Here is a 24,447-nt window from a genome sequence, read left to right as displayed (position 1 = left end):
TTGCATGCTTTGTAGTAATCTCTACTTCATGAAATTGTTGCTACTGATCTTGTCGCTGCCGACCCGGAACGCCACCGCCCGCATGCGCAGCTGGCGTGCATTGAAGGCCAGCGGCGCCGCGGTGCTGCGCGACGGCGTCCATCTGCTGCCGGACATGCCGGCCCAGCAGCAGGCGCTGGCCGGCATCGCCGATGAGCTGCGCCGGAGCGGGGGCAGCGCCCATCTGCTGAGGACCGACGCCGCCGAGGACTTCGCCCCGCTGTTCGAGCGGGGCGTCGCGTTCGCGGCGCTGCTCGACGAGATCGCCGCCGGGCGCAGGCTGCTGAACGAAGCCCAGGCCCTGGAGGCGCAGAGGCTGGCGCGCAAGCTGCGCAGGAGCTTCGAGCAGCTGGCCGCGATCGACTTCTTTCCCGGCGAGGCGCAGCGCCAGGCCCGCGAGGCGCTCGACGAGTTCGAGCGGCTGGCCCGGCTTGCGCTTGCGCCGGACGAGCCGCATGCCGCCGAGCGGCCCATCGCGCGCCTGGACCGCGGCGACTACCGCGGGCGCATCTGGGCCACGCGCGAGCGGCCCTGGGTGGACCGACTGGCCAGCGCCTGGCTGATCCGCCGCTTCATCGACCCCGAGGCGCGCTTCCTCTGGCTGAAGTCCGCGGCCGACTGCCCGAAGAAGGCGCTGGGCTTCGACTTCGACGGCGCGAGCTTCAGCCATGTCGGCGCGCGCGTGACCTTCGAGACGCTGCTGGCCAGCTTCGACCTCGAGACCCCGGCGCTGCTGCGGCTCGGCCTGCTCGTGCATGGCCTGGACGTCGGCGGCGTGCTGCCGCCCGAGGCGGCCGGCGTCGAGCGCGTGCTGGCCGGCATGCGCGCGGCCATCGCCGACGACGACCAGCTGCATCTCGCCAGCGCCGGCGTCTTCGAAGGCCTGCTGACCGCTTTCCAAACCGCCGAGGACGCGCCATGAACGATGCCATCCCGCCGCGCTACACCTTGTGGCAACTCGTCGCCTACATGCTGGGCCTGGGCAGCTGGGGCTTCGGCGGTCCGGTGGCCCTGGTCGGCTTCATGTACCGCGACCTCGTCGAGCGGCGGCAATGGATCGCCGAGTCCGACTACAAGGAGGGCATGGCGCTGGCCCAGCTGATGCCGGGGCCGCTGGCGGCCCAGCTCGCGATCTACCTCGGCTATGTGCACCACCGCGTGCTGGGCGCGACGCTGGCGGGCCTGGCCTTCGTGCTGCCGTCCTTCCTGATGGTCGTCGCGCTAGGTGCGGCCTATGTGGCCTATGGCGGCCTCGGCTGGATGCAGGCGGTGTTCTACGGCGTCGGCGCAGCCGTCATCGGCATCATCGCGATGAGCGCCTGGAAGCTGACGGCGAAGAACATCGGCCGCGACAAACTGCTTTGGGCCGTCTTCGTCGTCAGCGCGGGCGTGACGGTGCTGACCCAGTCCGAGGTGGTCTGGCTCTTCCTCGGCGCCGGCCTGCTCGTCTGGCTGCTGCGCGCGCCGCCGCGGCTGGGCGGGCGGCTCAACGGGCTGGCGGCGTCGGCGCCGCTGGCAGGAGGCCTGCTCGCCGCGGTGGACTGGCCGCGCCTCGTCGAGATCGGCGCCTTCTTCGCCTATGCCGGCAGCTTCGTCTTCGGCAGCGGCCTGGCCATCGTGCCCTTCCTGTACGGCGGCGTCGTGCAGGAGCACCACTGGCTGACGGACCGGCAGTTCGTCGACGCGGTCGCCGTCGCGATGATCACGCCGGGTCCGGTCGTCATCACGACGGGCTTCATCGGCTATCTCGTCGCCGGCTTCTGGGGCGCCGTCGTCGCCGCCCTGGGCACCTTCGTGCCCTGCTGGCTGTTCACGATCCTGCCGGCGCCCTACTTCAAGAAGCACGGCAGGCGGCCGGGCATCGCCGCCTTCGTCGACGGCGTGACGGCCGCGGCCATCGGCGCGATCACCGGGGCCGTCATCGTCATCGGCCAGCGCTCGATCACCGACTGGGTGACGGCCGCGCTGGCGCTCGCGACGGTGGGCGCGCTGTGGCGCTTCAGGAAGCTGCCCGAGCCGCTCATCGTGCTGGCCGCGGCCCTGATCGGCCTGGCCGTGCACCCGTTGACGGCGGCGGGCTGATCGCCGGCTCGCGCACGACGGTGACGGTGCAGTCCGACTCGGCCACCACCTGGCCCGACACGCTGCCCAGGTAGCGCCGCAGCGCCGACGCGCCGCGCGCGCCCATGACGATGTGGTCCACGCCGTTGCGGTGGGCGAAGTCGATGATGGCGCCGGCCGCGTCGGGCGCCTCCAGCACATGGAAGGTCAGGCGGCCGTCTTCGAGGTCCAGCGCCTTGCTGATGGGCCGCGCCCAGTGCTTGAGCGCGATCAGCTGCTTCACGTGCAGGCTCTGGCCCTGCTTGTCGGTCAGCTCGTCGATGCCGATGCGGTTGACCTTCATGACGGACACGCAGGCCAGCCGCGCGCCGGCCTCGGTCTGCACGATGCGGCGCACGGTCTCGCAGAGCTGGGCCAGCAGCTCGGGCGTCGCATTGCCCACGTCCACGGCCGCCATCACGATGGGGCTGCGCGCCAGCTGCTGGCCGGCCGGCGGCACCGGCGCGGGCTCGGAGCCCAGCGCGAAGAACCAGCGCTTGAGGCGGCGCATCGCGCCGCTGGCCTGCAGCCTTTCGGCGCGGGCGGTCAGCGCCACGCCGCCGGGTTCTCGCAGGTCCAGGGCCAGCTGGGCGGCGCTCTGGTAGCGGCGCTCGGGCCTGACCTCCAGGCAGTGCAGGATGATTTCCTGCAGCCATTTGGGCAGCTCGGGGCGGATCGCGCGCGGCGGCACGGGCTCCACATAAAGGCGGCGGCGCAGGCCGCGCACCGAGTTCGGCTGGCCGAAGGGGCGCTCGCCGGTCGCCAGGTGGTAGAGCATGACGCCCAGCGCGAACAGGTCGCTGCGCGGGTCGTTGCGCACGAACTGCACCTGCTCCGGGCTCATGTAAGGCCCGGTGCCCATGGGCAGCGTGAATTCCTCCTCCAGCAGGTCGGGCAGCTGCTCGTGGCGGCTGAGGCCGAAGTCCACCAGCACGGCCGTGCCGTCGGGCCGGAACATGATGTTGCTGGGCTTGATGTCCAGGTGCACGACGTGCTGGCGGTGCAGGGCCGCCAGCGCCGTCGCGACGCGCGCGCCGATGTCGGCCACCTCCTCGGGCGGCAGCGGCGCGTCGTCCAGCCGCGGGCGCAGCGTGTCGCCGGGGATGCGCTCCATGACGATGAAGGCCTGGCGCGTCCAGTCGCCGCGGGCGACGAAGCGCGGCACATGCGGGCCGCTCAGTTGCGGCATCAGCATCTGCTCGACCTCGAAGCCGACGATGGTGGCCGGGTCTTCGCCGCCCTTGATGCGAGGCACCTTCATCAGCAGCCCGGCGCCGTGGTCGTCGTCGCCGCCGTCGACCCGGCTGACGCGCCACAGATTGGCCATGCCGCCCTGGTGCAGCCTTTCCTCCAGCCGGAAGCCGTCCAGCACCTGGCCGGCTTCCAGCGGCTTGGGGCGTGCTGCGGGCGGCGGCGCCATCGTCATTCGCCCAGCGTGAGGCGGCGCGCGAGGCGGTCGGCGAGCAGCGGCGGCAGCTCGCTGGCGCGCAGCGCCGCGCAGGCGGCTTCCACGTCGTAGGCGACGCGCTGGAAGCTGATGCGGGCGTCGTCCAGGTCGGAGCGGGCCGGGTCCAGCAGCGCATAGCAGGCGGCCGGGTTGCCGTCGCGAGGCTGGCCGCAGGAACCGGGGATGGCCAGCCACTGGCGGTGGCCGGGCAGGGGCATGGGCACGCCGGCCACCGGCCGGAAATCGCCGGCCTTGCCGGTGCCCGACAGGTGGAAGAGCATGGGCTCGTGCATATGGCCGCAGACCTGGATGCGCGCCGGGCTGGCGTGCAGGCTCTTCACGGCCTCGGCGCGGCCCTGCACATAGGCCCAGCCACCGGGCTCGAAGGCGTTGGCGTGCACGAACAGGCAGTGGCCGGGCTCGCCATGGGCCTGCAGCGGCAGCCGGGCGAGGAAGCGCAGCTGGTCGTCGTCCAACTGGGCGCGGGTCCAGTCGACGACGGCGCGGGCGTCCGGGTGCATGCCCGGCCTGCCGCCCTGGGCCACGGCCTCGTCGTGGTTGCCCTGCACGGCGATGGCGCCGTCGGCGACCAGGGCCATGACCTGCCGCAGCACGCCGGCCGGGTCGGCACCGTAGCCGACGAAGTCGCCCAGCAGCGCATAGCGGGTCGCGCCCTGGGCGCGGGCGTCGGCCAGCACGGCCTCGAGGGCCTGCAGGTTGGCGTGGATGTCGGTGATCAGGGCCCAGCGCATCGGCCGCAGCTTGCCATGGGGGGCTGACGCCGGGCCAACAGGCTCGGAGCCCGTTCGATGCATCAGGGCCCGGCCAGGTCGGGCCGGATGCGGGCCAGGGCCTGGAGCAGCGCGCCTGCGGTGGCCGGGTCGCGCGGGGCCAGGGCCTGTGCCAGCCGGCGCAGCGGCTCGGCGGCGGGCCGGAAATCGGGGCTCTGGCGCAGCACGTCCATCAGCGGCGCGCCGACCCGGGCCAGCATCGTGGCCGGGTCGGCGCTGGGCACGGTGCGGGCGCCCAGCGCCAGATAGCTGCGCCGGGCGCGGGCGTAGGCGTCCAGGCGCCGGGCCAGGGCGGCGTCGGGCGCGGCGAGCAGGGCGGCGGCGTCCAGGTCGAGTTCGTCGAGCAGGCTCAGCAGGCGTTCGCGCGGGAGCGAGTCGGGCGCGTAGGTGATGCGCGGCGCGCGGTAGGCCACCCGGGGCCGGTCGTCGCTGTTCAGCGGTGCGCCGGATGCAAAGCGGCGCAGCGCTGCCGGGGCGGCGATGAAGCTGCCCAGGCGCGCGAAGTCGTCGGTCAGGCCGAAGGGGCCGGCCAGCTCGGGCACCGGGGCGCCCGCCGCGAAGCGCGTGGCGTCGGCGCGGCCGACGAGGCCGACGGTGGGCGTGTCCAGGCTGTTGCTGGCCAGCAGCGCGGCGCCGTCCGGGAAGGCCTGCAGGAAGGCGGCCGTGATGCTGCGCAGCGTGTCCAGGTCGAGCTGGTGCAGCGGCAGCCACTGGCAGAACAGGCCGTCCGGCGCGAGGCGCTCGCGCACGGCGCGGAAATGCTCGACCGTGTAGAGCGCGCCCGAGCCGCTGCGTGCGGGGTGGAAGTTGTCGGAGACGACGACGTCGTAGCGCTGCGCCGTGGTGCGGACGTAGCGGCGCGCGTCGGCGGCGTGCAGGGTCGGCCCGGGGCCTTCGCCCAGGGCCGGGCGGAACAGCGCCGAGGCCTGGATGACCTCGGGCAGCAGCTCCACCGCATCGACCTGCACGCCCGGCACGCGCGCCGCCACGCCGGCCGTGACGCCCGAGCCCAGGCCGAGGAAGAGGGCCCGCTGCGCTGCGGAATGCAGCAGCAGCGGCAGCAGGGCCTGGCGGCCGTCGACGAGCAGCGTCGCGCTGCTGCCCTCCTGCTGGCGGTTGTTGATGCGCAGCCTGGCGACGCCGGCTTCGTCCTCGATGACGCTGACGGCGGCCAGCGTGCCGTCGCGGTAGCTGAGCAGGCGGCCCCCCTCGGGCAGGTCGACGAAGGCCAGCGGCGGTGCGAAGGCGGCGAGCCCCGCCGCGGCCGCGGCCGGCAGCCACCAGCCCGGGCGGCGCCAGCCGGGCGCCAGCAGCAGATAGCCGGCGACGACGACGAGCAGCGCGAGCTTCGGTCCGAGGGCCGGCGCGAGCACGACGCCGAACAGCGGCGGGGCCAGCATCGCGCCCAGCGTGTTGACGCCCAGCGCCCGACTGAACGGGATGCCCGCCGCGGCCGCTTCGGCGCTGAGCTGGCAGAAGAGGGCGCCCATGCCGAGCGTCGGCAGCAGGAACACGGCCAGTGCCAGCAGGGCCTCGACGCCGAGCGCGCTGGCCAGCGTGGCCGGCAGCAGGCCCTGCAGCGCCTGCTTGAGGGCCTCGGCGCCCCAGAGCACTGCCATGCCCAGCAGCAGGCTGGCCGCCAGCAGGCGCAGCAGCCGGGGCCGGTCGCGCAGGGCGGGCCAGCGCGCGTAGGCGGCGGCGCCGAACGCGCTGCCGCCAAGATAGACGGCCAGCAGCAGCGCGAAGGTGTAGACGGTGTCTTCGGCAACCTGGCTGAGCACGCGCACGGCCAGCACCTCGTAGGCGATGCCCAGCAGGCCGCTCGTGGCGAGCAGCGCCAGCGGCCGCGCCGACGGGCCCGGCGCCGCCGCGGGCGCCGCCGGGCGGGCGCGCAGGACCAGGCCGGCCAGCATGGCGCAGCCGAGGTTGAGGGCCACGCACAGCCCGGCGCTGCGGCTCAGGCCCCAGTCCGGGATCAGCCAGAAGGCCGTGGCCAGCACGCCGGCGACGGCGCCGAGGGTGTTGGCCGCGTAGAGGGACGCGACCCCGGCGCCGCCCAGCCTCACCATCGCCGGCAGCGTCGCGCCCATTGCGACGGTTGCGGGGAGCAGCAGCAGCAGGGTTGCGCCGAAGGCGACGCTCCAATGCCAGGCCGGCGTCGCATCGGGCCCGATCAGCGCCAGCGCCGCCTGGCCGGCTGCCGGCATGGCGGCCAGCAGCGCCGCGCCCCACAGGCCGACGAGGGCCTCGCAGCCGGCATACCAGCGCAACGGCCGCCGGCTCGCCTCGACGAGCCGGCCCAGCCACAGCGAGCCCAGCGACAGCCCGCCGAAGAACGCGGCCACCACGGCCATCACGGCGGCGGACTCATGGCCCAGCACGAAGCCGAGCTGTTGCGTCCAGACGATCTGGTAGCCCAGGCCGGCAAAGCCGGATGCGGCCATCAGCAGCTGGGCCGGCAGCGTCGCGCGCATGCTCAGCCGCCGAAGGAGATCACATAGCCCCAGGAGTTCAGCCGTGCGGGGATGGCGTTGAAGGCCAGCGTGATGCGGCGCTCGCCGCGGTTGGGCGGCACGGCATGCATCAGGTAGCTGGGGAAGATCACCAGGTCGCCGGGCGCGGGGGCCGGGCTGACCCATTTGTCGGCGTTGTAGGGGCCGGGGGTCATGCCGGCGTGGTCGTTGCGGAAGGCGAAGTCCACGCCGCCGGGAGATTTCATGAAGACGGTCTGCGACTCCGGATGCGTCGGCGTCAGGTAGACGACGCCGGAGGCGAAGCTGTTGGCGTGGTTGTGCATCGCCTGGTGGCCGCCGTGGTCGAGCACATTGACCCACATCTCCTTGAGCGCCCAGCCCATGCGCTCGCCCAGCAGTGCGCTGCCGAAGTCGGCCAGCTTGGGCGTGATGAGGGCCGCGGCCTCGACGAACAGCGGGCTGTCGTCGGGGCGCAGCATCTCCGTGTGGGCGAGGTGGCCGGAGGAGTTGTTCTCGCGCACCGCATGGGCGCTGAAGTGCTCGACCAGCGCCTTCACGAGGCCGGCGGGCAGGGCGCCGGGCACGCGCAGCAAGGGGACAGGAAAAAGCCCGATGAGTTCGTCCATCGGGCCATTCTCGAAACCGTCGATGACAGTTGTTCAAGGGCCTGGCGGCCCCGCCCGCTCAAGCGCGGCGGCGCTTGCCCAGGCTCAGCACGGCGGCGGCGCCGGCCAGCATCAGCAGCCAGCTGGCGGGCTCGGGCACGGGGGCGGCGGCCAGCACGACGTTGTCCAGCGTCACGTAGCGGTCCGTGCTGGGCGCCGTGGCGCTGACGACGAACGACGCGAGCGGCACGTCGGAGACGAAGCCGACGAATCCGCTGATGCTGCTGCCGGCGCTGGTGGTGGTCAGCGTGAGACCGTTGACGTCGGTGGCCTTGATCGTCAGTGCCAGCGTGGCCAGTTCGCCCAGGATGTTGGTGCCGAAAACGTTGGCGCCGACGGCCTTGACCGGGCTGGCGAAGTTGTTGAGGGTCAGCGTGTCGGCATACCACTGCGTGGTGATCGCGATGTTGCCGGCGACGGGCGCGACGTACAGGCCTGAAGGCGAGTTGACCGTGTCGGTGCTGAGGCTGGACGAGCTGAGGGCATAGCCCAGGGCGCCGGCCGTGCGCGACGTGGTGAGCGTGTTCAGCGACTGGTTGATGGTCAGGTTGGAGAAGCTGTCCGTGCTGACCGTGCCGCCGGCGGCGGTGGTGAAGCCGGCGAGGCTGGTGCTCACCGTGATGGTGGCCTGTGCGGCACCGGCCGCGCAGGCCAGCGCCGCGAGGGCGACGCCGCGAAGGAGGGAGGGGCGGGCGAGGTTCATGAAATGTCCTTGGTGTCGAGCCAAAACCTGGCCGCGACTGTGTGCGGACTTTGTGACGCGCATGGGACATGGTTTGCGCCGGCATAGTCCTAAGAGCGTGGGCAGGGGCGTATTCCCCGTTGCGCCCCGGGGTCTCGGCGCCTGACCCCGCAGATGCGGGGGGGCTCACGGGGCGGGCGGCGCCCGCCGTCCCGTCTGCTGCGCCTTGGGCTGCCCGACCCGTGCCGATCGGCTCCCTCCGGCGTCACGCAGCGGTCAATGACGCTGCCTAGCATCCCGACGTTTTCCCGTCCCCGGGTCACCTCGAATCACACTTCAGGAGCTAGCCTCATGCGTATCCCGTTCAACCAGCATCAGGTGGCAATCGCCGCCCTGGCCATGATGGGCTCGGTCGCCCTTTCGGTGTCGCCCATCCAGGCCTTGGCGCAGACCATGGTCGCGGGCAAGTATGTGGCGGGCGACTTCCACAACCACACCACCTGCTCGGACGGCACGCTGTCGATGCAGAAGCTGGTCAAGAAGTCCACCGTGACCTGGGGCCTGGACTGGTTCGTGCAGGCCGGCCATGGCGGCAACGGCAGCCGCAACTGCACGCTGACCGAAGACGCCAGCCTCGCGACGCCCGGCTATCCCTTCACCAACCAGGGGCCCACCACGACCTGGGCCAACAGCATCGGCAACGCCGCGCTGCTGGGCGACAACGCCGCGACCTCCGGCAATATGTGGCGCTGGCAGTCGCTGCAGTCCTTCCAATACCCCCTGCTCGAGAACCTCGCCGCCAACAACAACGTGCCGCTGTTCCTGGGCCTGGAGTCGGTGGTCGCGGGCCATGAGCACACCTCGATGTCCGTGATCACGGGCCAGATGCCGTCGGCCATCGACAGCGCCACCATCACCGGCCCCAGCACCGTGCTGGGCAACGCCAACGCGCTGGCCCAGTGGTCCTACTGCTTCGACCGTGGCGACACCGACACCAGCCGCGGTGCCGGCAACGCCTGGAGCTGCGAGGTGCCGGGCAGCACGCTGTCGTCCACGGCCACCTCGTGGTGGAACGACACCGCCAGGAAGCTGGCCCCGGTCAGCGATGCCGGCGCGACGCTGACCTCCGGCACCGGCGTGGGCGACCGCGGCCACCTGAAGACCGTCGAGGCCGTGAAGTGGATGGCCGCCAACCATGCGACGGGCAGCTACTACGTCCCGGCCCACCTGGAGCGCGCCGGCCCGTTCAACCCGCTGGCCAACAACGGCTTCAACATCGAGCATCTGCGCGACTTCAACAACGCGGCGCCGGACGTGGCCTTCGGCTTCGAGAGCCAGCCGGGCCACGGCGCCTCGTCCAACCGCGGCGAGTACCAGGTGTTGCGCAACAGCGGCTTCAACGGCTTCAAGCTGGCCGACGGCACCGCCGTGTCGACGCTGGACTCGGTGGGCGGCACCACCTACGGCGGCACCGGCGTCTACGCCTCGCAGGTCGGCGGCGTCTGGGATGCCCTGCTCGGCGAAGGCCGCAACTTCTGGTTCTTCGCCAGCTCCGACTGGCACAACCGCGGCATCTTCGGCCCCGATGACCGCCGCTCGACCCAGGACTTCCAGCCCGGCGAGTACCAGCGCACCTATGTGATGGTCCGCAACGGCACCGACCCCAAGCTGCGCCCGCAGACCATCGTGGACGGCCTGCGCAGCGGCAATGCCTACTCGGTGAGCGGCCAGCTGATCGACCGCCTGGCCTTCGTGGCCTGCTCGGGCCGTTCGGCCGCCGATGTGCAGGCCATCGCGCTGGCCGCCGCGAGCGCCGGCGTCGCCCCCGACGCCAGCGGCTGCGCCAGCATGGGCGAGCGCCTGAGCGTCACCGCCGGCACGGACGTGGTCGTGGCCATCGTGGTGCGCGACCCGGCCGGCACCAACAACTCGCCGTACAACTTCCCGAACCCCTCGCTGGCGCAAGTGGGCATCAGCCAGCCCATGAACCAGCCGGTGCTGGACCATGTGGACCTCATCGTCGGCGACGTGACGGGCCTCAGGACGCCGGGCGCGCCCGACTACGCCGGCCAGTGGCCCGCCAACACCGACTGGCTCAGGACGGACGGCAGCAACCCCCGCACGGCCACCGGCAAGATCGACCTGTCGGGCGTGCCGGCCGGCGCGAAGAACACCTCGGCCGCCGTGCAGCGCACCTACAACGCGTCGAACTGGACGTCCGTGACCGTCGCCGGCGCCCCGGGGCTGGCCATGAGCTACACGATCTCGGCCCCGTCCAAGTCGCAGTACCTGCGCCTGCGCGGCACCAACATGCCGGCCTCGGTGCCCTACGAGACCGACAGCGACGGCAACCCGCTGTCCGACCTGTACACCAACGCCAACGACGCCACCAAGCTGAAGATCCCCTGCACCACCGTCGGCACGAACGTGCCGCCGCTGGGTTCGCGCACGCCCTACACGGGCAACTCGATCAACGGCTGCCCGACCCACCTGCCGGTGGTGGGCGGCGTGAAGATGGTGGCCTACGACGTGGCCGCCTGGGCCGACCTCTGGTTCTACAGCAACCCGATCTACGTCCAGGTGTCGGGCGGCATCGCCATGGCCGCCAGCAGCCTCACCGCTTCCCGCAAGCTCGCCGCAGTGCGCCGCTGAAGCGCGTCGCCATGCGCCCGAAGGCCCCACGATGGTCTCCGCCAAGCCGCCACCGGTGACGCTGCCGAATCGTCGCAGGGCGCTTCGGTCCGGCCTGGCCGGCGGCCTGGCGTTGCTGGGCGCCCAGGCGCGGGCGTGCGAGTTCTTCACCGGCACGCTGCGCGTGTTCCATCCCTGGGCGCGCGCCACGCTGGAGGACGAGACGACGGCGATGGTGTTCATGAAGTTCGACGAGGTGCGCGAGGACGATCGCCTGGTCGGCGTGCGGACGATGCTGTCGACCGGGGCGGAAATCGCAGGGCAGGGCGTCAAGAGCCCCGGCGGTGTGGTGGACCTGCCCATCCCCCGGGGCCGGACCACGGAGCTCAGCGAGAACGGGGTCTACCTGCGGCTGCTGGACCTGCAGTGGCAGCTCCAGGTGCTGCGCGCCTACCCCCTGGACCTGGTCTTCGAGAAGGGCGGCACCGTCAAGGCCACGCTCAGCATCGACTTCCCGCGCTCCGCTTCATAAATCTGCCGCCTGCAGTCCCTAAGCTGCCGTCGGCCTGGTGCGCCTGCGATTGCCTTCGAGCCGCCAGGCGTTTTCCCTTTTCTGGCAGACGCTGTTTCGCAAATGTCCTCGTCAACGACGCCCACGGCCGAGAAGACCTCCCCGACCCCTTCGGCGCCATGGCCGAACTGGGTCAGGGAACCCCTGCTTCATTTCGCAGCCCTCGGCGCGCTGCTGTTCGCCGCGGACCACTTCATCGCGGCCCGGGCGGACGACCCCCGCACGATCATCGTCGGCGCCGAGGTGGACAAGGAGGCCCGCGAGACCTTCAAGTCCGCGCGCGGCAGGGAGCCGGACGCCAAGGAACTGGCGGCGCTGAGGAGCGTCTGGCTGGACAACGAGGTGCTGTACCGCGAGGGGATGGCCCTGCGGGTCGACCTCGGCGACACAGCCATCCGCGAGCGCGTCATCTTCAAGGCGCTCAGCATCGTCGATTCCAACCTCAGGCTGCCCGCGGTCGACGAGAAGACGCTGCGCGCCTGGTTCGAGGCTCACCGCGACAGGTACGACGAGCCGGGGCGCTACGACTTCCAGGAGGCCATCCTGGCCGGCGAGAACACCGAGGCTGCCGTCACCGCCTTCGTGGCGGAGCTGAACAGCGCCGCATCGGGCGATGCGAAGGCGGCCTTGCGGATCTTCAAGGGGCGCCCACTGAGCAATCTGGCCCACAGCTACGGGCCCGAGTTTCCGAAGGCGCTGGACCGAATGAGCGCCGGAACCTGGCATGCGCTGCCGACGAGCGAGGGCTGGCGAGCCATCCGGCTCGACGCCATCGCGGCCGGCAAGGCCGCCGTCTTCGAGGCCGTTCGCGGCGCGGTTCAGCAGGACTGGGTCGACGACACCATGGCTGCGCAGCGCACCGCGGCCGTCCGTGAACTGGCGAAGAAGTACAGGATCAAGTCCGAGGACGGTCGGCCGTGGGCGCGCTGATCCGCGTGCTGCTGCTGTGGGCCGCGGCGCTGCTGGCCCTGCCCGCCGGCGCCCACGAACTGAGCATGGCCGAACTGCAAGTGCGCGAGCTGGCGCACGGCGAGTTCCTGCTGTCCTGGGGGGCCGGCGAGAAGAGCGTGCCGGCGGACAGCCTGACGCCGGTGTGGCCCGCGCATTGCCGTGTGGAGCAGACGGCGCTGCATTGCGGCGAGCAGGGCCTGACGGGCACGGTCGCCGTCAAGGGCGTCGGCGAGCGGTTTTCTGCGCTGCTCATCAAGGTGTTCTGGCTGGATGGCCAGTCGCGCGTCTACTCGATCACGGCAGGACAGACCTCGGCCCGGCTGTTCGGGGCCGCGGACGACCCGCGGGGCATGGGCGAGGTCGCGGCGGCCTACACCGTGCTCGGCATCGAGCACATCCTCACCGGCGTCGACCACCTGCTGTTCGTGATTTCGCTGCTCTTCCTGGTCGGCTTCGGGCGCCGCCTGCTGTGGACGATCACGGCCTTCACGGCCGCGCACAGCCTGACGCTCGCGCTGAGCGCACTGGGCTGGCTGACGCTGCGCGCGCCGCCGGTCGAGGCCACCATCGCGTTGTCCATCGTGCTGGTCGCGGGCGAGGCGCTGCATCGGCGCGAAACGCTGTCGCGCCGTTGGCCGGCCCTGGTGGCCTTCGGCTTCGGCCTCGTGCACGGCCTGGGCTTTGCGGGTGCGCTGAAGGAGATCGGCCTGCCCGACGCCCATATGAGCGTCGCCTTGCTGACCTTCAATGTGGGCGTCGAGCTGGGCCAGCTGCTGACCGTGGGCCTGGCCTGGCTGGCCTGGCGGGTCGCCCGCAGCTGGCCGGCCGCGGCCCGGGTGCGCACGCCGCTGCTCTACGGCGTCGGCACCGTGGCGGCCTACTGGTCCTGGCTGCGCGCGGCCGCCATCTTCGGCTGAGAGGTTGAAGGTCTTTCAGCCGATGCGGCCGAGCAGCAGATACTCCATCAGTGCCTTCTGCACATGCATGCGGTTCTGGTGCGCCCCCGCCGCGCCGCGGCTTCACTTTGCTGCGCAAAGTGAGTGCGCCCCGAATCGCATGCTGGCCCTGGCGGGCCACCGTCTCGGCCTTCAGCCGATACGGCCGAGCAAAAGGTACTCCATGAGTGCCTTTTGCATGTGCATGCGGTTCTCGGCCTCGTCCCAGACGACGGACTGCGGTCCGTCGATGACCTCGGCCGCCACCTCCTCGCCGCGATGGGCGGGCAGGCAGTGCATGAACAGCGCGTCCGGTTTGGCGCGGGCCATCATGGCCGGGTCCACGCACCAGTCCGCGAACGCGGCCTTGCGGGCCTCGTTCTCGGCCTCGTAGCCCATGCTGGTCCAGACGTCGGTCGTCACGAGGTCGGCGCCCTCGCAGGCCTCGTGCGGGTCCTTGAAGACGCGGTAGCAGCCGGCGTCCTTCACGCCGGCCACGGCCGGGTCGATCCCGTAGCCGCTGGGCGTGCTGACGTGCACCTTGAAGCCGAGGATCTCCGCCGCCTGCAGCCAGGTGTTGGCCATGTTGTTGCCGTCGCCCACCCAGGCGACGACGCGGCCCTTCAGGCAGTCCATGTCGACGGCGCCGCGGCGGTCCATGCCGCGGTTCTCGATGAAGGTGAACAGGTCGGCCAGGATCTGGCAGGGGTGGTATTCGTTGGTCAGGCCGTTGATGACCGGCACGCGCGAGTGCGCCGCGAAGCGCTCGATCTTGCTCTGCTCGAAGGTGCGGATCATCACGATGTCGACCATGCGGCTGATGACGCGCGCCGAATCCTCCACCGGCTCGGCGCGGCCGAGCTGGCTGTCGCCCGTCGTCAGGTGCACGACCGAGCCGCCCATCTGGTACATGCCGGCCTCGAAGCTCACGCGGGTGCGCGTGCTGGCCTTCTCGAAGATCATGGCCAGCGTGCGGTCCTGCAGCGGCTGGTATTTCTCGTAGTTCTTGAAGCGGCGCTTGATGATGGCGGCGCGGTCGAACAGATGGGCGTATTCCTCGGCGCGCAGGTCCTTGAACTGCAGGTAGTGACGCATCAGTGTGTCCCCCGGCTTCATGGCTTGGATGGAAGGGGCTGGGCGAGCAGCGCCTTCACGAGGGGCACGAGGCGGGCGGCGATCTCGCGGGCCTCGTCGTGGGTCAGGATCAGCGGCGGCAGCAGGCGCACGACGCGCTCGGCCGTCACGCTGATCAGCAGGCCGGCTTCGAGGCACTGGGTCAGCAGCGGGCCGGCGGCGCGGTCGAGCTCGACGCCCAGCATCAGGCCCTGGCCGCGGATCTCGACGACGCCGGCCACGCCGGCCAGGCCCTCGGTCAGCGCGCCGCGCAGCGTCGCGCCCACGGCCTCGGCGTTGGCCAGCAGGCCGTCCTCCTGCATGATCTTCAGCGTCTCGATGCCGGCCCGCATGGCCAGCGGGTTGCCGCCGAAGGTGGTGCCGTGGTTGCCGGCCTTCAGCACGCCGGCCGCGCGCGGGCCGCAGACGACGGCGCCGATGGGCACGCCCGAGCCCAGGCCCTTGGCCAGCGGCATCACGTCGGGCTGGATGCCGGCCCACTGGTGGGCGAACCACCGGCCGGTGCGGCCGATGCCGCATTGCACTTCGTCCAGCATCAGCAGCAGGTCGTGCGCGTCGCAGAGGCGGCGCAGCGCCTGCAGGAACTCGATGCGGGCCGGGTTGATGCCGCCTTCTCCCTGGATGGTCTCCAGGAAGATGGCCGTGATGTCGGGATGCGCCGCGACGGCGGCCTCGACGGCGGCGATGTCGTTCAGCGGCACGCGCACGAAGCCCGGCACCAGCGGCTCGAAGCCGGCGTGGATCTTGGGGTTGGCCGTGGCCGACAGCGTCGCGATCGAGCGACCGTGGAAGGCGCCGTCGAACACCAGCACCTCGGGCGAGGCATTGCCGCGGTCATGGCCGAACTTGCGGGCGATCTTCAGCGCCGCCTCGTTGGCTTCCAGTCCGCTGTTGCAGAAGAAGACGTTGGCGAGGCCCGAAAGCTCGCAGAGCCTGGCCGCGAGCTGCTCCTGCAGCGGCATCTGGTAGTAGTTGCTGCAGTGGATCAGTTTGGTCGCCTGGTCCTGCAGCGCCGGCACCAGGCGCGGATGGTTGTGGCCCAGCGTGTTGACCGCGATGCCGCCCAGCCCGTCGAGCAATCGTCGGCCCGTCGTGTCCCAGACCCAGCAGCCCTGGCCGTGCGAAAGCGCAACGGGCAGGCGGCCGTAGGTCGGCATGACATGGGGCTCGGACGAGGGCGGGACAGCGTTCATCGGGTCTCCTGATCGAGGGTGAGACATGGTGGGTTTTTGATTCTAGGGTCGATGCCGGTCGATTTGCTGCGCCGCAACAGATCGCCGCGCGCCGAGGCACAATAGCGGTCTTTGGCAGCGGCGCTCCGCTGCACCGCGAAACCCTTTGTCCATGACCGTTGCCCCTCCGCCGCGCGAAGTCTTCATCCAAGGTATCACCCAGGATGGACGCAGCTTCCGCCCGAGCGACTGGGCGGAGCGTCTGGCCGGCGCGATGTCCTGCTTCCGCCCGGGCGGCGTGCGTCCCGGCATCGGTGCCCACATCGGCTACTCGCCGCTGTGCGTGCCCACCGTCATCAATGGCGTGAAGTGCGTCATCGTCAACGAGGAGCTCAGGCGCCTCGAGCCCATGGCCTGGGACTTCGTCATGAACTTCGCGCGCGACAACAATCTGCAGGTCGCCGACGCCTGCCTGCTGCCGGATGGCAAGCCGGGCGCCTGACGCGCCCGGTCCTATCGACTTTCCCGTGGCTGTTTGCCCTGGATGGCCGCTATCCTCGGAGCCGCCTCCAGCCACGTGCCGATGAACACCAGCGCCGCGTTCCTGCCCGCCGATCTGCCACAGACCGCGCCCTTGCAGGGGCCGCGGTCGCAGACGCCGGTCTGGGTGCTGCTGCGCGGCCTGTCGCGCGAGAGCGGGCATTGGGGCGTCTTTCCCGACCATCTGTTGCGCGAACTGCGCGAACTGCAGCCGGCCGCACGGCTGCTGATGCTGGACCTGCCCGGCACCGGCACGCTGCGCGGCCAGGCCAGCCCCACCCAGGTCTCGGCCATCGTCGACGCCTGCCGCGGCGAACTGCGGGGCCATGGCGTCGGCGGGCGCGTGTCGCTGGTGGGCATGTCGCTGGGCGCCGCGGTGCTGACCGACTGGGCCAACCGCCATCCCGACGAGGTCGAGGTGGGCGTGCTGATCAACCCCAGCCTGAGGCCCTTCAGCGAGCTCTTCCGCAAGTCGCGCCCGTTCAACTACCTGGGCCTGCTGCTGCTCTCGCTCAGCCGCTTCAGCGCCCGCATGCGCGAGGAGCGCGTGCTCAGCCTGACGACGCGGCTGACGCCGCACCAGGCCGTCATCGACCGCTGGCTGGAACTGCAGCGCCAACATCCTCTGGGCGTGCGCAACACGGCACGCCAGCTGATCGCCAGCATGCGCTACCGCGCCAGCCGCACGCGGCCGGCAGCACCGATGCTGTTGCTGTGCAGCAAGGCCGACGGGCTGGTCGACTGGCGCTGCTCCCAGGCCATCAGCCGGGCCTGGGGGGCACCGTTGCGCCTGCACACCAGGGCCGGCCACGACCTGCCGCTGGACGACCCGCAATGGGTGGCCCGCGCCGTGGCCGAGTGGCTGCGCGACCGCAGCATCCAGGGCGTTGGCCCCGGAGAGTGGCATTGAAGCTGCGCTCAGAAATGCGAAAGGCCCGCTTTCGCGGGCCCTTCACTTGCACCAGAGCTGGATGGATTGTCAGGCGGCGAGCGCCTTGATCTTGGCGGACAGGCGGCTCTTGTGGCGAGCAGCCTTGTTCTTGTGGAAGATGCCCTTGTCGGCGACGGAGTCGATGACGGCCTGGGCGGTCTTGAACAGGTCGGCGGCCTTGGACTTGTCGCCGGCCGTCACGGCCTTTTGCACGTTCTTGATGACCGTGCGGAATTTGGAGCGCAGTGCGGTGTTCGCTGCGTTGAGCTTGACGTCCTGGCGGGCGCGCTTGCGGCCCGACGCCAGGCGAACCGTCTTCTTCTTGGCTTTGGAGCTGGTTGCCATGCTGTGTCTATACCCAGTTGGTGCAAAGACGGCAAGTGTAGCATGACATCAGGGTTTCAGCCAAGCGCCGGGGCCGGGTTCCGTAAGTGGCGCCACGGGCGACACAGATAATCCGCCGCCATGAATCTGCTGCGCGCTGCGTCGACCATTTCCCTGCTGACCCTGACTTCGCGCATCACCGGCCTCGTCCGCGAGCAACTGGTCGCCGGCCTGTTCGGCGCCACGGGCTTCACCGACGCCTTCCTGGTCGCCTTCCGCATTCCCAATCTGCTGCGCCGGCTGTTTGCCGAAGGCGCCTTCTCGCAGGCCTTCGTGCCGCTGCTGGCGGCGTCGCGCACGACGCATGGCGACGAGGCCACGCACGCCCTCGTCGACGCCGTGGCGACGGTGCTGCTGTGGGCGCTGATCGCCACGTCGGTGCTGGGCATCGTCGCCGCGCCGCTGCTGGTGTGGCTGCTGGGCGGCGGGCTGGGGCCCAAGGCCTTCGACGCGTCGGTGGTCATGACGCGCTTCATGTTCCCCTACATCGGCTGCATGTCGCTGGTGGCGCTGTCGGCCGGCATCCTGAACACCTGGCGGCGTTTCGTCGTGCCGGCGGCGTCGCCGGTGCTGCTCAACCTGAGCATGATCGCCTGCGGCTGGGCGCTGGTCGGGCCGCTGGAGCGCGCCGGCCATCCCGGCATCTACGGCATGGCGGCCGGCGTGATGCTGGGCGGCGTGCTGCAGCTCGCCGTGCAATGGCCGGCGCTCGCCCGCATCGGCATGCGGCCGCGCATGCGCTGGAGCTGGCGCGGCCTGCGCGAGTCGCAGGCGCATCCGGGCGTCAGGCGCATGCTGGTCAACATGGGCCCGGCGCTGCTGGGCGTCGGCGTGTCGCAGCTGTCGCTGATGATCAACACGCAGATCTCGAGCCGCCTGGGCGAGGGCGCGACCTCCTGGCTGAACTATGCCGACCGGCTGATGGAGTTCCCCATCGGCCTGCTCGGCGTGGCACTGAGCGCGGTGCTGACGCCCCAGCTGTCGGCCGCGCAGGCCGGCGGCCACAACGAGCGCTACAGCCATCTGCTCGACTGGGGCCTGCGCATGGTGCTGCTGCTGGCCTTGCCCTGCGCCGTCGCGCTGCTGGCTTTCGCCGAGCCGTTGACGGCCGTGCTCTACCACCGCGGCAAATTCGGCGCGGCCGACGTGGCGCACACGGCGCAGTCGGTGATGGGCTGGGGCGTCGGCCTGCTCGGCCTGATCGCCGTCAAGGTGCTGGCGCCCGGCTTCTACGCCCGCCAGGACACCGGCACGCCGGCCAGGATCGCCGTCGCCGTGCTGGTGCTGACCCAGTTGTTCAACCTCGTCTTCGTGCCCTGGTTCGGCGTCGCGGGCCTGGCGCTGTCCATCGGCCTGGGCGCCCTCGTCAATGCGAGCTGGCTGCTGTGGGGGCTCAGGAAGCTGGGCAGCTACCGGCCTGAGCCCGGCTGGACGGCCTTCGGCCTGCGCGTCGGCCTGGGCTGCGCGGCCATGGGCCTGCTGCAGTGGCAGTTGGCGACGCGGCTGGACTGGATCGAGCTCGGCGCGCATGAATTCCACCGCGCGCTGGTGATGGCCGCCAGCCTGGCCGGCAGCGCGGCGGTCTATTTCGTCGTGCTGATGCTGGCCGGCGTCAAGCTCAAGGCCCTGTCCCGCCCGGCCTGATGCAATTCGCCCAGCCCACGCCCCTGGACTACTTCGCCAGCCTCGTGGCCGAGGATGCGGGCTTGAACCTGCTCGAAGCGGCCGTCAGCCTGGCCCAGGACGAATATCCGCAGCTCGACGTGCAGGCCGTGCTGGCGGAGGTGGACGGCCTGGCGCGGCGTCTGCGCGGGCGCGTCGCCGCCGACGCGCCGCCGGCCCATCGCCTGCATCTGCTGACGCGCTTCTTCCACGGCGAGCTCGGCTTCGCCGGCAACCTGAACAACTACTACGCGGCGGAGAACAGCTTCGTCCACCGCGTGCTGCAGACCCGCCGCGGCCTGCCGATCGCGCTGGCCGTGCTGCTGCTGGAGCTGGGCGAGCAGATCGGCCTGCGCATGTCCGGCGTGGCCTTTCCCGGCCACTTCCTGGTCAAGTGCAGGATCGGCTTGGGCGAGGTCATCGTCGACCCCTTTACCGGCGAGTCGCTGTCGGCCGCGCGGCTGGACGAGCGCCTGGCGCTGTACCGCCAGGGCAGCGGCCTGCCGGACGACCTGGAGCTGCCGCTGGAGTTCTTCCTGCGCACGGCCGCGCCGCGGCAGATCCTGGCACGCATGCTGCGCAACCTGAAGGAGGTGCACCGCGCCGCCCAGGATTGGCCGCGCATGCTGGCCGTGCAGCGCCGCCTCGTCGTGCTGCTGCCCGACGACCCCGCGGAAAAGCGCGACCGCGGCCTGGCGCTTGCCGCGCTGGGCGCCACCGCCGCCGCCGCCGAGGACCTGGCCGCCTATCTCGCCGCACGTGGCGACGCGGCCGATGCCCCCCAGTTGCGCGCCCGCCTGGCTGCGCTGATGGCGCAGGGCAGGCCTCCGCTTCAGTGACAATCCGCGCCCGCCACCCAACGCCATGATGAAGCTCAGCACGCACCAACGCACCGCCCTGGCCTGGGGCGGCGTCCTCGCCCTCGCAGCCCTGCTGCTGTGGCTGCTGTCGCCCGTGCTGGCCCCTTTCATCGCTGCGGCCGTGCTGGCCTATGCACTGGCGCCGGCCGTGCAGGCCCTGGTCGGCCGGCGCCTGCCGCGCGCCCTGGCCGTGCTCGTCGTCGAGCTGCTGTTCGGCCTGTCGCTGCTGGCCCTGCTGCTGCTCGTGCTGCCCATCCTGAACCAGGAAATCCCGGCGCTGCGCGAGCAGATCCCGGCCCTGGCCAAGGCGGCCAACGACAGGCTCGCGCCCTGGCTGGCCCAGCACGGCATCCAGCTGCAGCTCGACACGGCCAGCATCAAGGCCTTCGTGCTGAAGTACCTGGACGCCAACCTCGAGGACTGGCTCGCCACGGCGCTGAGTTCGGCCCGCATCGGCGGCAGCTTCTTGCTCGCCTTCGTCGGCAACGCGGTGCTGCTGCCGGTCGTGCTGTTCTATCTGCTGCACGACTGGCCGAATCTGCTGGCGCGGGCCTGGGCCCTGGTGCCGCCGTCGGCGCGCGAGCGGGTCGGCGGCTTCCTGGCCGAGTGCGACACCATGCTGGGCCAGTATCTGCGCGGGCAGTTGCTTGTCATGCTGGCGCTGGCGGCCTACTACAGCCTCGCGCTCTGGCTGGCAAGCTTCGACCTGGCCCTGCCCATCGGCGTCTTCACCGGCCTGGCGGTCTTCATTCCCTACGTCGGCTTCGGCCTGGGCCTGCTGCTGGCCCTGCTGGCCGGGCTGCTGCAGTTCGCCAGCTTCTACGGCATCGCCGCGGTCGCCGTCGTGTTCGGCATCGGCCAGCTGCTGGAGAGCTTCGTGCTGACGCCGCGCTTCGTCGGCGAGCGCATCGGCCTGAGCCCGCTGATGGTCATCTTCGCGCTGCTGGCCTTCGGCCATCTGCTCGGCTTCGTCGGCGTGCTGATCGCGCTGCCGCTGTCGTCGCTGGCGGTGGTGGCTGTGCGGCGCCTGCATGCGGCCTATCTCGGCAGCGCGCTGTTCAGGTGATGAGGCAGATCCCGCTCGCGCTGCTGGCGCCTCCGGCCGGCAGCTTCGACAACTTCGTGCCCGGCGCCAATGCCGAGGCGCTGGCCTATCTGCTCGGCCTGATGCCGGGCGACCCACCGGTGCTGCTGTGGGGGCCTGCCGGTTCGGGCAAGACCCATCTGCTGCAGGCCCTGGCCGAGCGCTGGCAGGCCGCCGGCCTGCGCGCCGCCTGGTACGACGCCGACACGCCGCTGCCCTGGGAGCTGCCCGCCCACGAGAGCCTGCTGCTGCTGGACGACTGCCACCGCTTCGACGCCGGCCAGCAGCATGCCGCCTTCGCGCTCTTCGCCGCGTCGGCGGGGCAGGGCTACAACGTCGTCGCGACGGCCGATGCGCCCGTCGTCGACCTGGCCGTGCGCGAGGACCTGCGCACCCGCCTCGGCTGGGGGCCGAGCTTCGCGCTCGAACCCCTGCGCGAGGCCGAGATGCGCGCCGTGCTGCGCCGCGAGGCCGACCGCCGCGGCCTGCTGCTGGGCGACGATGTGCTGAGCTATCTGCTGACCCGCTTCGAGCGCAACCTGAAGGGCCTGATGGCCCTGCTGGAGCGCCTGGACGAATTCGCGCTGTCCTCCAAGCGCGCGCTGACCCTGCCGCTGTTGAAGGCCATGCTGGCCGACGCAGGCGGCGACAAGAAAACCGACCCTGACCCCACTTTATGAATCTGACGCTGTTTGACCTCGACGGGACGCTGATCCCGGTGGATTCCGACCATGCCTTCGGCGGCTTCATGGTCGACGTGGGATGGGTCGACGGTGCCGTCTGGGGCGCGAAGAACGACGAGTTCTTCGCCCAGTACAACGACGGCACGCTGGACCTGCCGGCCTATGTCAGCTTCGCCACATCGGCCTGGCGCAGCCGGCCGCTGGCCGAGGCGCTGGCGATGCGCGAGCGTTTCATGGCCGAGGTCATGAAGCCGGCGCTGCGGCCCGAGGCCGTCGCGCTGGTCGAGCAGCACCGCGCCGCCGGCGACCTGATCGCCCTCGTCACGGCCACCAACGAATTCGTCACCGCGCCCATCGCCGAAGCCTTCGGCATCGAGCACCTGATCGCGGTCAAGCTGGTGCGCGATGCCGACGGCCGCTACACCGGCGGCGTCGACGGCGTGCCGAGCTTCCGCGAGGGCAAGATCCAGCGCGTCAACGACTGGCTGCAGGGCCTGGGGGCACAATGGCGCGATTTCGAGCGCGTCAATTTCTACAGCGACTCGACCAACGACCTGCCCCTGCTCGAACGCGTCAGCCACCCGGTGGCGACCAACCCCAGCCCCTCGCTGGCGCAGATCGCCACCGAGCGCGGCTGGCCCCAGCTCCATCTCTTCGCATGATCAAGAAGTTCATCGACAAGCTGCTCGGCAAGCCCGCGGCGCCCAGGAAGACCAGTCCCCTGGGCAAGCGGCTCGAGGTCGCCGCCGACGTGCACGGCATCGACCCCGGGCTGCTCGACGAGCGTGCCGTCAAGGTCGTCAAGACGCTGACCGACGCCGGCTTCGAGGCCTATATCGTCGGCGGCGCCGTGCGCGACCTGCTGCTGGGCGTGCGGCCCAAGGACTTCGACGTCGCCACCGATGCGACGCCCGAGCAGGTCAAGGGCCTGTTCCGCCGCGCCTTCATCATCGGCCGGCGCTTTCGCATCGTGCACGTCGTCTACGGCCGTGGCCGTGAGCACGAGGTCATCGAGGTCTCGACCTTCCGCGCGCTGCCGACCGAGTCCGAAGCCGTGCAGGGCAACGAGAAGACGGCCAAGGCCGAGCTCGACGGCAAGCAGCATGCCGTGGACGCCAGCGGCCGCGTGCTGCGCGACAACGTCTGGGGCCCTCAGATCGAGGATGCCGCGCGCCGCGACTTCACGGTCAACGCGATGTACTACGACCCGCAGCGCCGCCTCGTCGTCGACTACCACGGCGGCCTGGCCGATGCGAAGGCCAGGCTGCTGCGCATGATCGGCGACCCCGAGACCCGCTACCGCGAGGACCCGGTCCGCATCGTCCGAGCGGTGCGTTTCGCGGCCAAGCTCGGCTTCTCGCTCGAGAAGAAGACGCTGGCCCCGGTGGCGGCCTGCGTGCCGCTGCTGTCCAACGTGCCGGCCTCGCGCCTGTTCGACGAGATGATCAAGCTGCTGCAGACCGGCCATTCGCTGGCCAGCCTCGTGCAACTGAAGAAGCTGGGCCTGGTGGGGCAGGGCGGCAAGGGCGTGTTCGCCGTGCTGGACGCCATGCTGACCCCCGCCGGCGACCTGCCCGAGGGCGTGCGCGGTGCCTTCGTGCGCCAGGCCTTCGAGGACACCGACCGCCGCGTCAAGGAAGGCCGCGGCGTCAGCCCCAGCTTCATGCTGGCCTGCATGCTCTGGCACGAGGTGCTGGACCGCTGGACCAAGATCCGCAACGCCGGCGAACCGCCCGTGCCGGCGCTGGCCCAGGCCATCGACGCCGTCTTCGACGCCCGCATCGGCGACATCTCCGGCCGCGGCAAGCTGGCCGCCGACATGCGCGAGATCTGGATGATGCAGACCCGCTTCGAGCGCCGCAGCGGCTCGGGTGTGTTCAGCCTCATCGAGCAGCCGCGTTACCGCGCCGGCTTCGACTTCCTGCGCCTGCGCGCCGACGTCGGCGAGATCGACGCGGCCCTGGCCGACTGGTGGGAAGACTTCGCCCTCGGCAGTGACGACGACCGCCAGGCCCTGCTGGCCGACGCCCGCACGGCCCAGCAGAAGCAGCCCCGCGCCGTGCGGGCGCCGCGCCCCGATGCCGCTGCCGCGGCGCCGGCGGGCGACGAATCTGGCGAGGCGGCCTCCGATGCTCCCGCCCGCAAGCGCCGCCGTCGCCGCCGCAAGCCCGGCGGCGGGGAGGGCGCCGCGCCCTCTGCCGGCGCGGAGTGAAGGCGCGCGCCTACATCGGGCTGGGCGCCAATCTCGGCGCAGACCCGTCCGCCACGCTGACGCAGGCGGCGCGCGGCCTCGCGGCGCTGCCGGAAACCCGGGTCGCCGCGCTGTCCGGCATCTGGCGCAGCGCCCCGGTGGATGCCGGCGGCCCCGACTTCCTGAACGCCGTCGTCGCGCTGGACACGGCGTTGGCGCCGCTCGACCTGCTGGATGCGCTGCAGGCCATCGAGCAGGCCCACGGCCGCGAGCGCCCCTACCGCCACGCGCCGCGCACGCTGGACCTCGACCTGCTGCTCTACGACGAGCTCGTGCTCGACACGCCGCGGCTCACGCTGCCCCATCCCCGCCTGGGTGAACGGGCCTTCGTGCTGTGCCCGCTGCTGGAGATCGATCCCGGTCTCGCCCGGCTGGCGGTCGGCGATGCCTGGCGGTCCCAGCGCATCGAGCGGCTGGGACCCTTGCCGCTTTGAGCCTCGGGCCGGGCCGGTTGATGACG

The 24,447-nt window shown here is 71.3% G+C and carries 23 protein-coding genes; 15 read left to right on the top strand and 8 right to left on the bottom strand.

Annotated features, from left to right (window positions below; translation table 11 throughout):
- Positions 1-28 precede the first annotated feature (28 nt).
- Both NYP07_RS16690 and NYP07_RS16685 read left to right on the top strand, forming a co-directional pair.
- Complete coding sequence (locus NYP07_RS16690) at positions 29-961, top strand: chromate resistance protein ChrB domain-containing protein (RefSeq protein ID WP_268152406.1); 933 nt, start codon at positions 29-31, stop codon at positions 959-961.
- Positions 958-2,121, top strand: coding sequence for a chromate transporter (locus NYP07_RS16685; RefSeq protein WP_268152405.1), 1,164 nt, complete (start codon positions 958-960; stop codon positions 2,119-2,121). The genes NYP07_RS16690 and NYP07_RS16685 overlap by 4 nt, the downstream gene beginning before the upstream one ends.
- Here the strand turns inward: NYP07_RS16685 and NYP07_RS16680 are convergent.
- The 5 genes from NYP07_RS16680 to NYP07_RS16660 all read right to left on the bottom strand — a co-directional run bounded on the left by NYP07_RS16680 (position 2,060) and on the right by NYP07_RS16660 (position 8,219).
- The gene (locus tag NYP07_RS16680) at positions 2,060-3,559 is read right to left on the bottom strand and encodes a serine/threonine protein kinase (protein ID WP_268152403.1); all 1,500 of its coding nucleotides are present in this window, start codon (positions 3,557-3,559) and stop codon (positions 2,060-2,062) included. The two genes, NYP07_RS16685 and NYP07_RS16680, sit on opposite strands and share 62 nt — an antisense overlap.
- A gap of 2 nt (positions 3,560-3,561) precedes the next feature.
- Entirely contained in the window at positions 3,562-4,338 is a 777-nt protein-coding gene (locus NYP07_RS16675) for a metallophosphoesterase family protein (protein WP_268152401.1), read from the bottom strand.
- 62 nt (positions 4,339-4,400) lie between these two features.
- On the bottom strand, positions 4,401-6,851 hold the full coding sequence (locus NYP07_RS16670) for a spermine/spermidine synthase domain-containing protein (RefSeq protein ID WP_268152399.1): 2,451 nt from the start codon (positions 6,849-6,851) through the stop codon (positions 4,401-4,403).
- A 2-nt stretch (positions 6,852-6,853) separates the two neighbouring features.
- Positions 6,854-7,477, bottom strand: a complete 624-nt coding sequence (locus NYP07_RS16665) for a putative 2OG-Fe(II) oxygenase (RefSeq protein ID WP_268152397.1) — start codon at positions 7,475-7,477, stop codon at positions 6,854-6,856.
- 58 nt (positions 7,478-7,535) lie between these two features.
- Positions 7,536-8,219 (bottom strand): PEP-CTERM sorting domain-containing protein, encoded by a 684-nt coding sequence (locus NYP07_RS16660; RefSeq protein ID WP_268152396.1) that lies wholly within the window; start codon positions 8,217-8,219, stop codon positions 7,536-7,538.
- Between the two features lie 330 nt (positions 8,220-8,549).
- Between NYP07_RS16660 and NYP07_RS16655 the strand changes: the two genes are divergently transcribed.
- The 4 genes from NYP07_RS16655 (at position 8,550) to NYP07_RS16640 (ending at position 13,268) form a co-directional block, all read left to right on the top strand.
- Positions 8,550-10,850 carry a CehA/McbA family metallohydrolase domain-containing protein gene (locus tag NYP07_RS16655; protein WP_268152395.1) on the top strand — a complete coding sequence of 767 codons (2,301 nt, stop codon included), beginning with the start codon at positions 8,550-8,552 and terminating at the stop codon, positions 10,848-10,850.
- 31 nt (positions 10,851-10,881) lie between these two features.
- Positions 10,882-11,361: a copper chaperone PCu(A)C gene (locus NYP07_RS16650; RefSeq protein WP_268152394.1), complete on the top strand. Its 480-nt coding sequence runs from the start codon at positions 10,882-10,884 to the stop codon at positions 11,359-11,361.
- Between the two features lie 102 nt (positions 11,362-11,463).
- Positions 11,464-12,330: a peptidylprolyl isomerase gene (locus NYP07_RS16645; protein WP_268152392.1), complete on the top strand. Its 867-nt coding sequence runs from the start codon at positions 11,464-11,466 to the stop codon at positions 12,328-12,330.
- On the top strand, positions 12,318-13,268 hold the full coding sequence (locus NYP07_RS16640; RefSeq protein ID WP_268152390.1) for a HupE/UreJ family protein: 951 nt from the start codon (positions 12,318-12,320) through the stop codon (positions 13,266-13,268). The genes NYP07_RS16645 and NYP07_RS16640 overlap by 13 nt, the downstream gene beginning before the upstream one ends.
- A 171-nt stretch (positions 13,269-13,439) precedes the next feature.
- On the opposite strand, the gene argF is transcribed toward NYP07_RS16640, so the two are convergent.
- Positions 13,440-14,381, bottom strand: a complete 942-nt coding sequence (gene argF, locus NYP07_RS16635; protein WP_268152388.1) for an ornithine carbamoyltransferase — start codon at positions 14,379-14,381, stop codon at positions 13,440-13,442.
- A gap of 17 nt (positions 14,382-14,398) precedes the next feature.
- Positions 14,399-15,613 (bottom strand): aspartate aminotransferase family protein, encoded by a 1,215-nt coding sequence (locus tag NYP07_RS16630; RefSeq protein ID WP_268152386.1) that lies wholly within the window; start codon positions 15,611-15,613, stop codon positions 14,399-14,401.
- A 151-nt stretch (positions 15,614-15,764) separates the two neighbouring features.
- Here NYP07_RS16630 and NYP07_RS16625 point away from each other — a divergent pair, with 151 nt between their 5' ends.
- Together NYP07_RS16625 and NYP07_RS16620 are read left to right on the top strand one after the other, a co-directional pair.
- Positions 15,765-16,094, top strand: a complete 330-nt coding sequence (locus tag NYP07_RS16625) for a DUF3579 domain-containing protein (protein WP_268152384.1) — start codon at positions 15,765-15,767, stop codon at positions 16,092-16,094.
- A 42-nt stretch (positions 16,095-16,136) separates the two neighbouring features.
- Positions 16,137-17,042, top strand: a complete 906-nt coding sequence (locus NYP07_RS16620) for an alpha/beta fold hydrolase (protein WP_268152382.1) — start codon at positions 16,137-16,139, stop codon at positions 17,040-17,042.
- A 69-nt stretch (positions 17,043-17,111) separates the two neighbouring features.
- Here NYP07_RS16620 and rpsT read toward each other — a convergent pair whose 3' ends face one another.
- A complete protein-coding gene (rpsT, locus tag NYP07_RS16615; protein ID WP_268152380.1) occupies positions 17,112-17,408 on the bottom strand; it encodes a 30S ribosomal protein S20 in 297 nt (98 codons plus the stop codon).
- A gap of 120 nt (positions 17,409-17,528) precedes the next feature.
- Between rpsT and murJ the strand changes: the two genes are divergently transcribed.
- Genes murJ through folK form a run of 7 tightly spaced genes read left to right on the top strand, consistent with a single transcriptional unit; the run spans position 17,529 to position 24,421 of the window.
- Positions 17,529-19,091 (top strand): murein biosynthesis integral membrane protein MurJ, encoded by a 1,563-nt coding sequence (gene murJ, locus NYP07_RS16610; protein WP_268152378.1) that lies wholly within the window; start codon positions 17,529-17,531, stop codon positions 19,089-19,091.
- Positions 19,091-19,948, top strand: coding sequence for a transglutaminase-like and tetratricopeptide repeat-containing protein (locus tag NYP07_RS16605; protein ID WP_268152376.1), 858 nt, complete (start codon positions 19,091-19,093; stop codon positions 19,946-19,948). The genes murJ and NYP07_RS16605 overlap by 1 nt, the downstream gene beginning before the upstream one ends.
- Positions 19,949-19,973: 25 nt before the next feature.
- Positions 19,974-21,035: an AI-2E family transporter gene (locus tag NYP07_RS16600; RefSeq protein WP_338091316.1), complete on the top strand. Its 1,062-nt coding sequence runs from the start codon at positions 19,974-19,976 to the stop codon at positions 21,033-21,035.
- Entirely contained in the window at positions 21,035-21,733 is a 699-nt protein-coding gene (locus NYP07_RS16595; protein WP_268152374.1) for an HdaA/DnaA family protein, read from the top strand. Before NYP07_RS16600 ends, NYP07_RS16595 begins: the two co-directional genes overlap by 1 nt.
- Positions 21,730-22,398, top strand: a complete 669-nt coding sequence (locus NYP07_RS16590; protein WP_268152372.1) for a histidinol-phosphatase — start codon at positions 21,730-21,732, stop codon at positions 22,396-22,398. The genes NYP07_RS16595 and NYP07_RS16590 overlap by 4 nt, the downstream gene beginning before the upstream one ends.
- The gene (gene pcnB / locus NYP07_RS16585; protein ID WP_268152370.1) at positions 22,395-23,948 is read left to right on the top strand and encodes a polynucleotide adenylyltransferase PcnB; all 1,554 of its coding nucleotides are present in this window, start codon (positions 22,395-22,397) and stop codon (positions 23,946-23,948) included. Before NYP07_RS16590 ends, pcnB begins: the two co-directional genes overlap by 4 nt.
- Positions 23,945-24,421, top strand: a complete 477-nt coding sequence (gene folK / locus NYP07_RS16580) for a 2-amino-4-hydroxy-6-hydroxymethyldihydropteridine diphosphokinase (RefSeq protein WP_268152368.1) — start codon at positions 23,945-23,947, stop codon at positions 24,419-24,421. The genes pcnB and folK overlap by 4 nt, the downstream gene beginning before the upstream one ends.
- Positions 24,422-24,447: the final 26 nt, after the last annotated feature.

It is taken from the genome of Pelomonas aquatica (genome assembly GCF_026712205.1).
Classification (GTDB): domain Bacteria; phylum Pseudomonadota; class Gammaproteobacteria; order Burkholderiales; family Burkholderiaceae_C; genus Pelomonas; species Pelomonas aquatica.
The sequence above is the reverse complement of the archived record's forward strand: the minus strand, read 5'-3'. Positions and strand labels throughout refer to the sequence as shown.

Bases quoted from the DNA above. Each gene is read 5' to 3' on its own strand.
- NYP07_RS16665 (WP_268152397.1), bottom strand. From the start codon at position 7,477: ATGGACGAACTCATCGGGCTTTTTCCTGTCCCCTTGCTGCGCGTGCCC.
- NYP07_RS16655 (WP_268152395.1), top strand. From the start codon at position 8,550: ATGCGTATCCCGTTCAACCAGCATCAGGTGGCAATCGCCGCCCTGGCC.
- NYP07_RS16620 (WP_268152382.1), top strand. From the start codon at position 16,137: ATGGCCGCTATCCTCGGAGCCGCCTCCAGCCACGTGCCGATGAACACC.
- NYP07_RS16660 (WP_268152396.1), bottom strand. From the start codon at position 8,219: ATGAACCTCGCCCGCCCCTCCCTCCTTCGCGGCGTCGCCCTCGCGGCG.
- NYP07_RS16650 (WP_268152394.1), top strand. From the start codon at position 10,882: ATGGTCTCCGCCAAGCCGCCACCGGTGACGCTGCCGAATCGTCGCAGG.
- NYP07_RS16680 (WP_268152403.1), bottom strand. From the start codon at position 3,559: ATGGCGCCGCCGCCCGCAGCACGCCCCAAGCCGCTGGAAGCCGGCCAG.
- pcnB (WP_268152370.1), top strand. From the start codon at position 22,395: ATGATCAAGAAGTTCATCGACAAGCTGCTCGGCAAGCCCGCGGCGCCC.
- NYP07_RS16595 (WP_268152374.1), top strand. From the start codon at position 21,035: ATGAGGCAGATCCCGCTCGCGCTGCTGGCGCCTCCGGCCGGCAGCTTC.
- rpsT (WP_268152380.1), bottom strand. From the start codon at position 17,408: ATGGCAACCAGCTCCAAAGCCAAGAAGAAGACGGTTCGCCTGGCGTCG.
- NYP07_RS16675 (WP_268152401.1), bottom strand. From the start codon at position 4,338: ATGCGCTGGGCCCTGATCACCGACATCCACGCCAACCTGCAGGCCCTC.
- NYP07_RS16590 (WP_268152372.1), top strand. From the start codon at position 21,730: ATGAATCTGACGCTGTTTGACCTCGACGGGACGCTGATCCCGGTGGAT.
- NYP07_RS16645 (WP_268152392.1), top strand. From the start codon at position 11,464: ATGTCCTCGTCAACGACGCCCACGGCCGAGAAGACCTCCCCGACCCCT.
- NYP07_RS16685 (WP_268152405.1), top strand. From the start codon at position 958: ATGAACGATGCCATCCCGCCGCGCTACACCTTGTGGCAACTCGTCGCC.
- NYP07_RS16630 (WP_268152386.1), bottom strand. From the start codon at position 15,613: ATGAACGCTGTCCCGCCCTCGTCCGAGCCCCATGTCATGCCGACCTAC.
- argF (WP_268152388.1), bottom strand. From the start codon at position 14,381: ATGCGTCACTACCTGCAGTTCAAGGACCTGCGCGCCGAGGAATACGCC.
- murJ (WP_268152378.1), top strand. From the start codon at position 17,529: ATGAATCTGCTGCGCGCTGCGTCGACCATTTCCCTGCTGACCCTGACT.
- NYP07_RS16690 (WP_268152406.1), top strand. From the start codon at position 29: ATGAAATTGTTGCTACTGATCTTGTCGCTGCCGACCCGGAACGCCACC.
- NYP07_RS16670 (WP_268152399.1), bottom strand. From the start codon at position 6,851: ATGCGCGCGACGCTGCCGGCCCAGCTGCTGATGGCCGCATCCGGCTTT.
- NYP07_RS16625 (WP_268152384.1), top strand. From the start codon at position 15,765: ATGACCGTTGCCCCTCCGCCGCGCGAAGTCTTCATCCAAGGTATCACC.
- NYP07_RS16605 (WP_268152376.1), top strand. From the start codon at position 19,091: ATGCAATTCGCCCAGCCCACGCCCCTGGACTACTTCGCCAGCCTCGTG.
- NYP07_RS16600 (WP_338091316.1), top strand. From the start codon at position 19,974: ATGATGAAGCTCAGCACGCACCAACGCACCGCCCTGGCCTGGGGCGGC.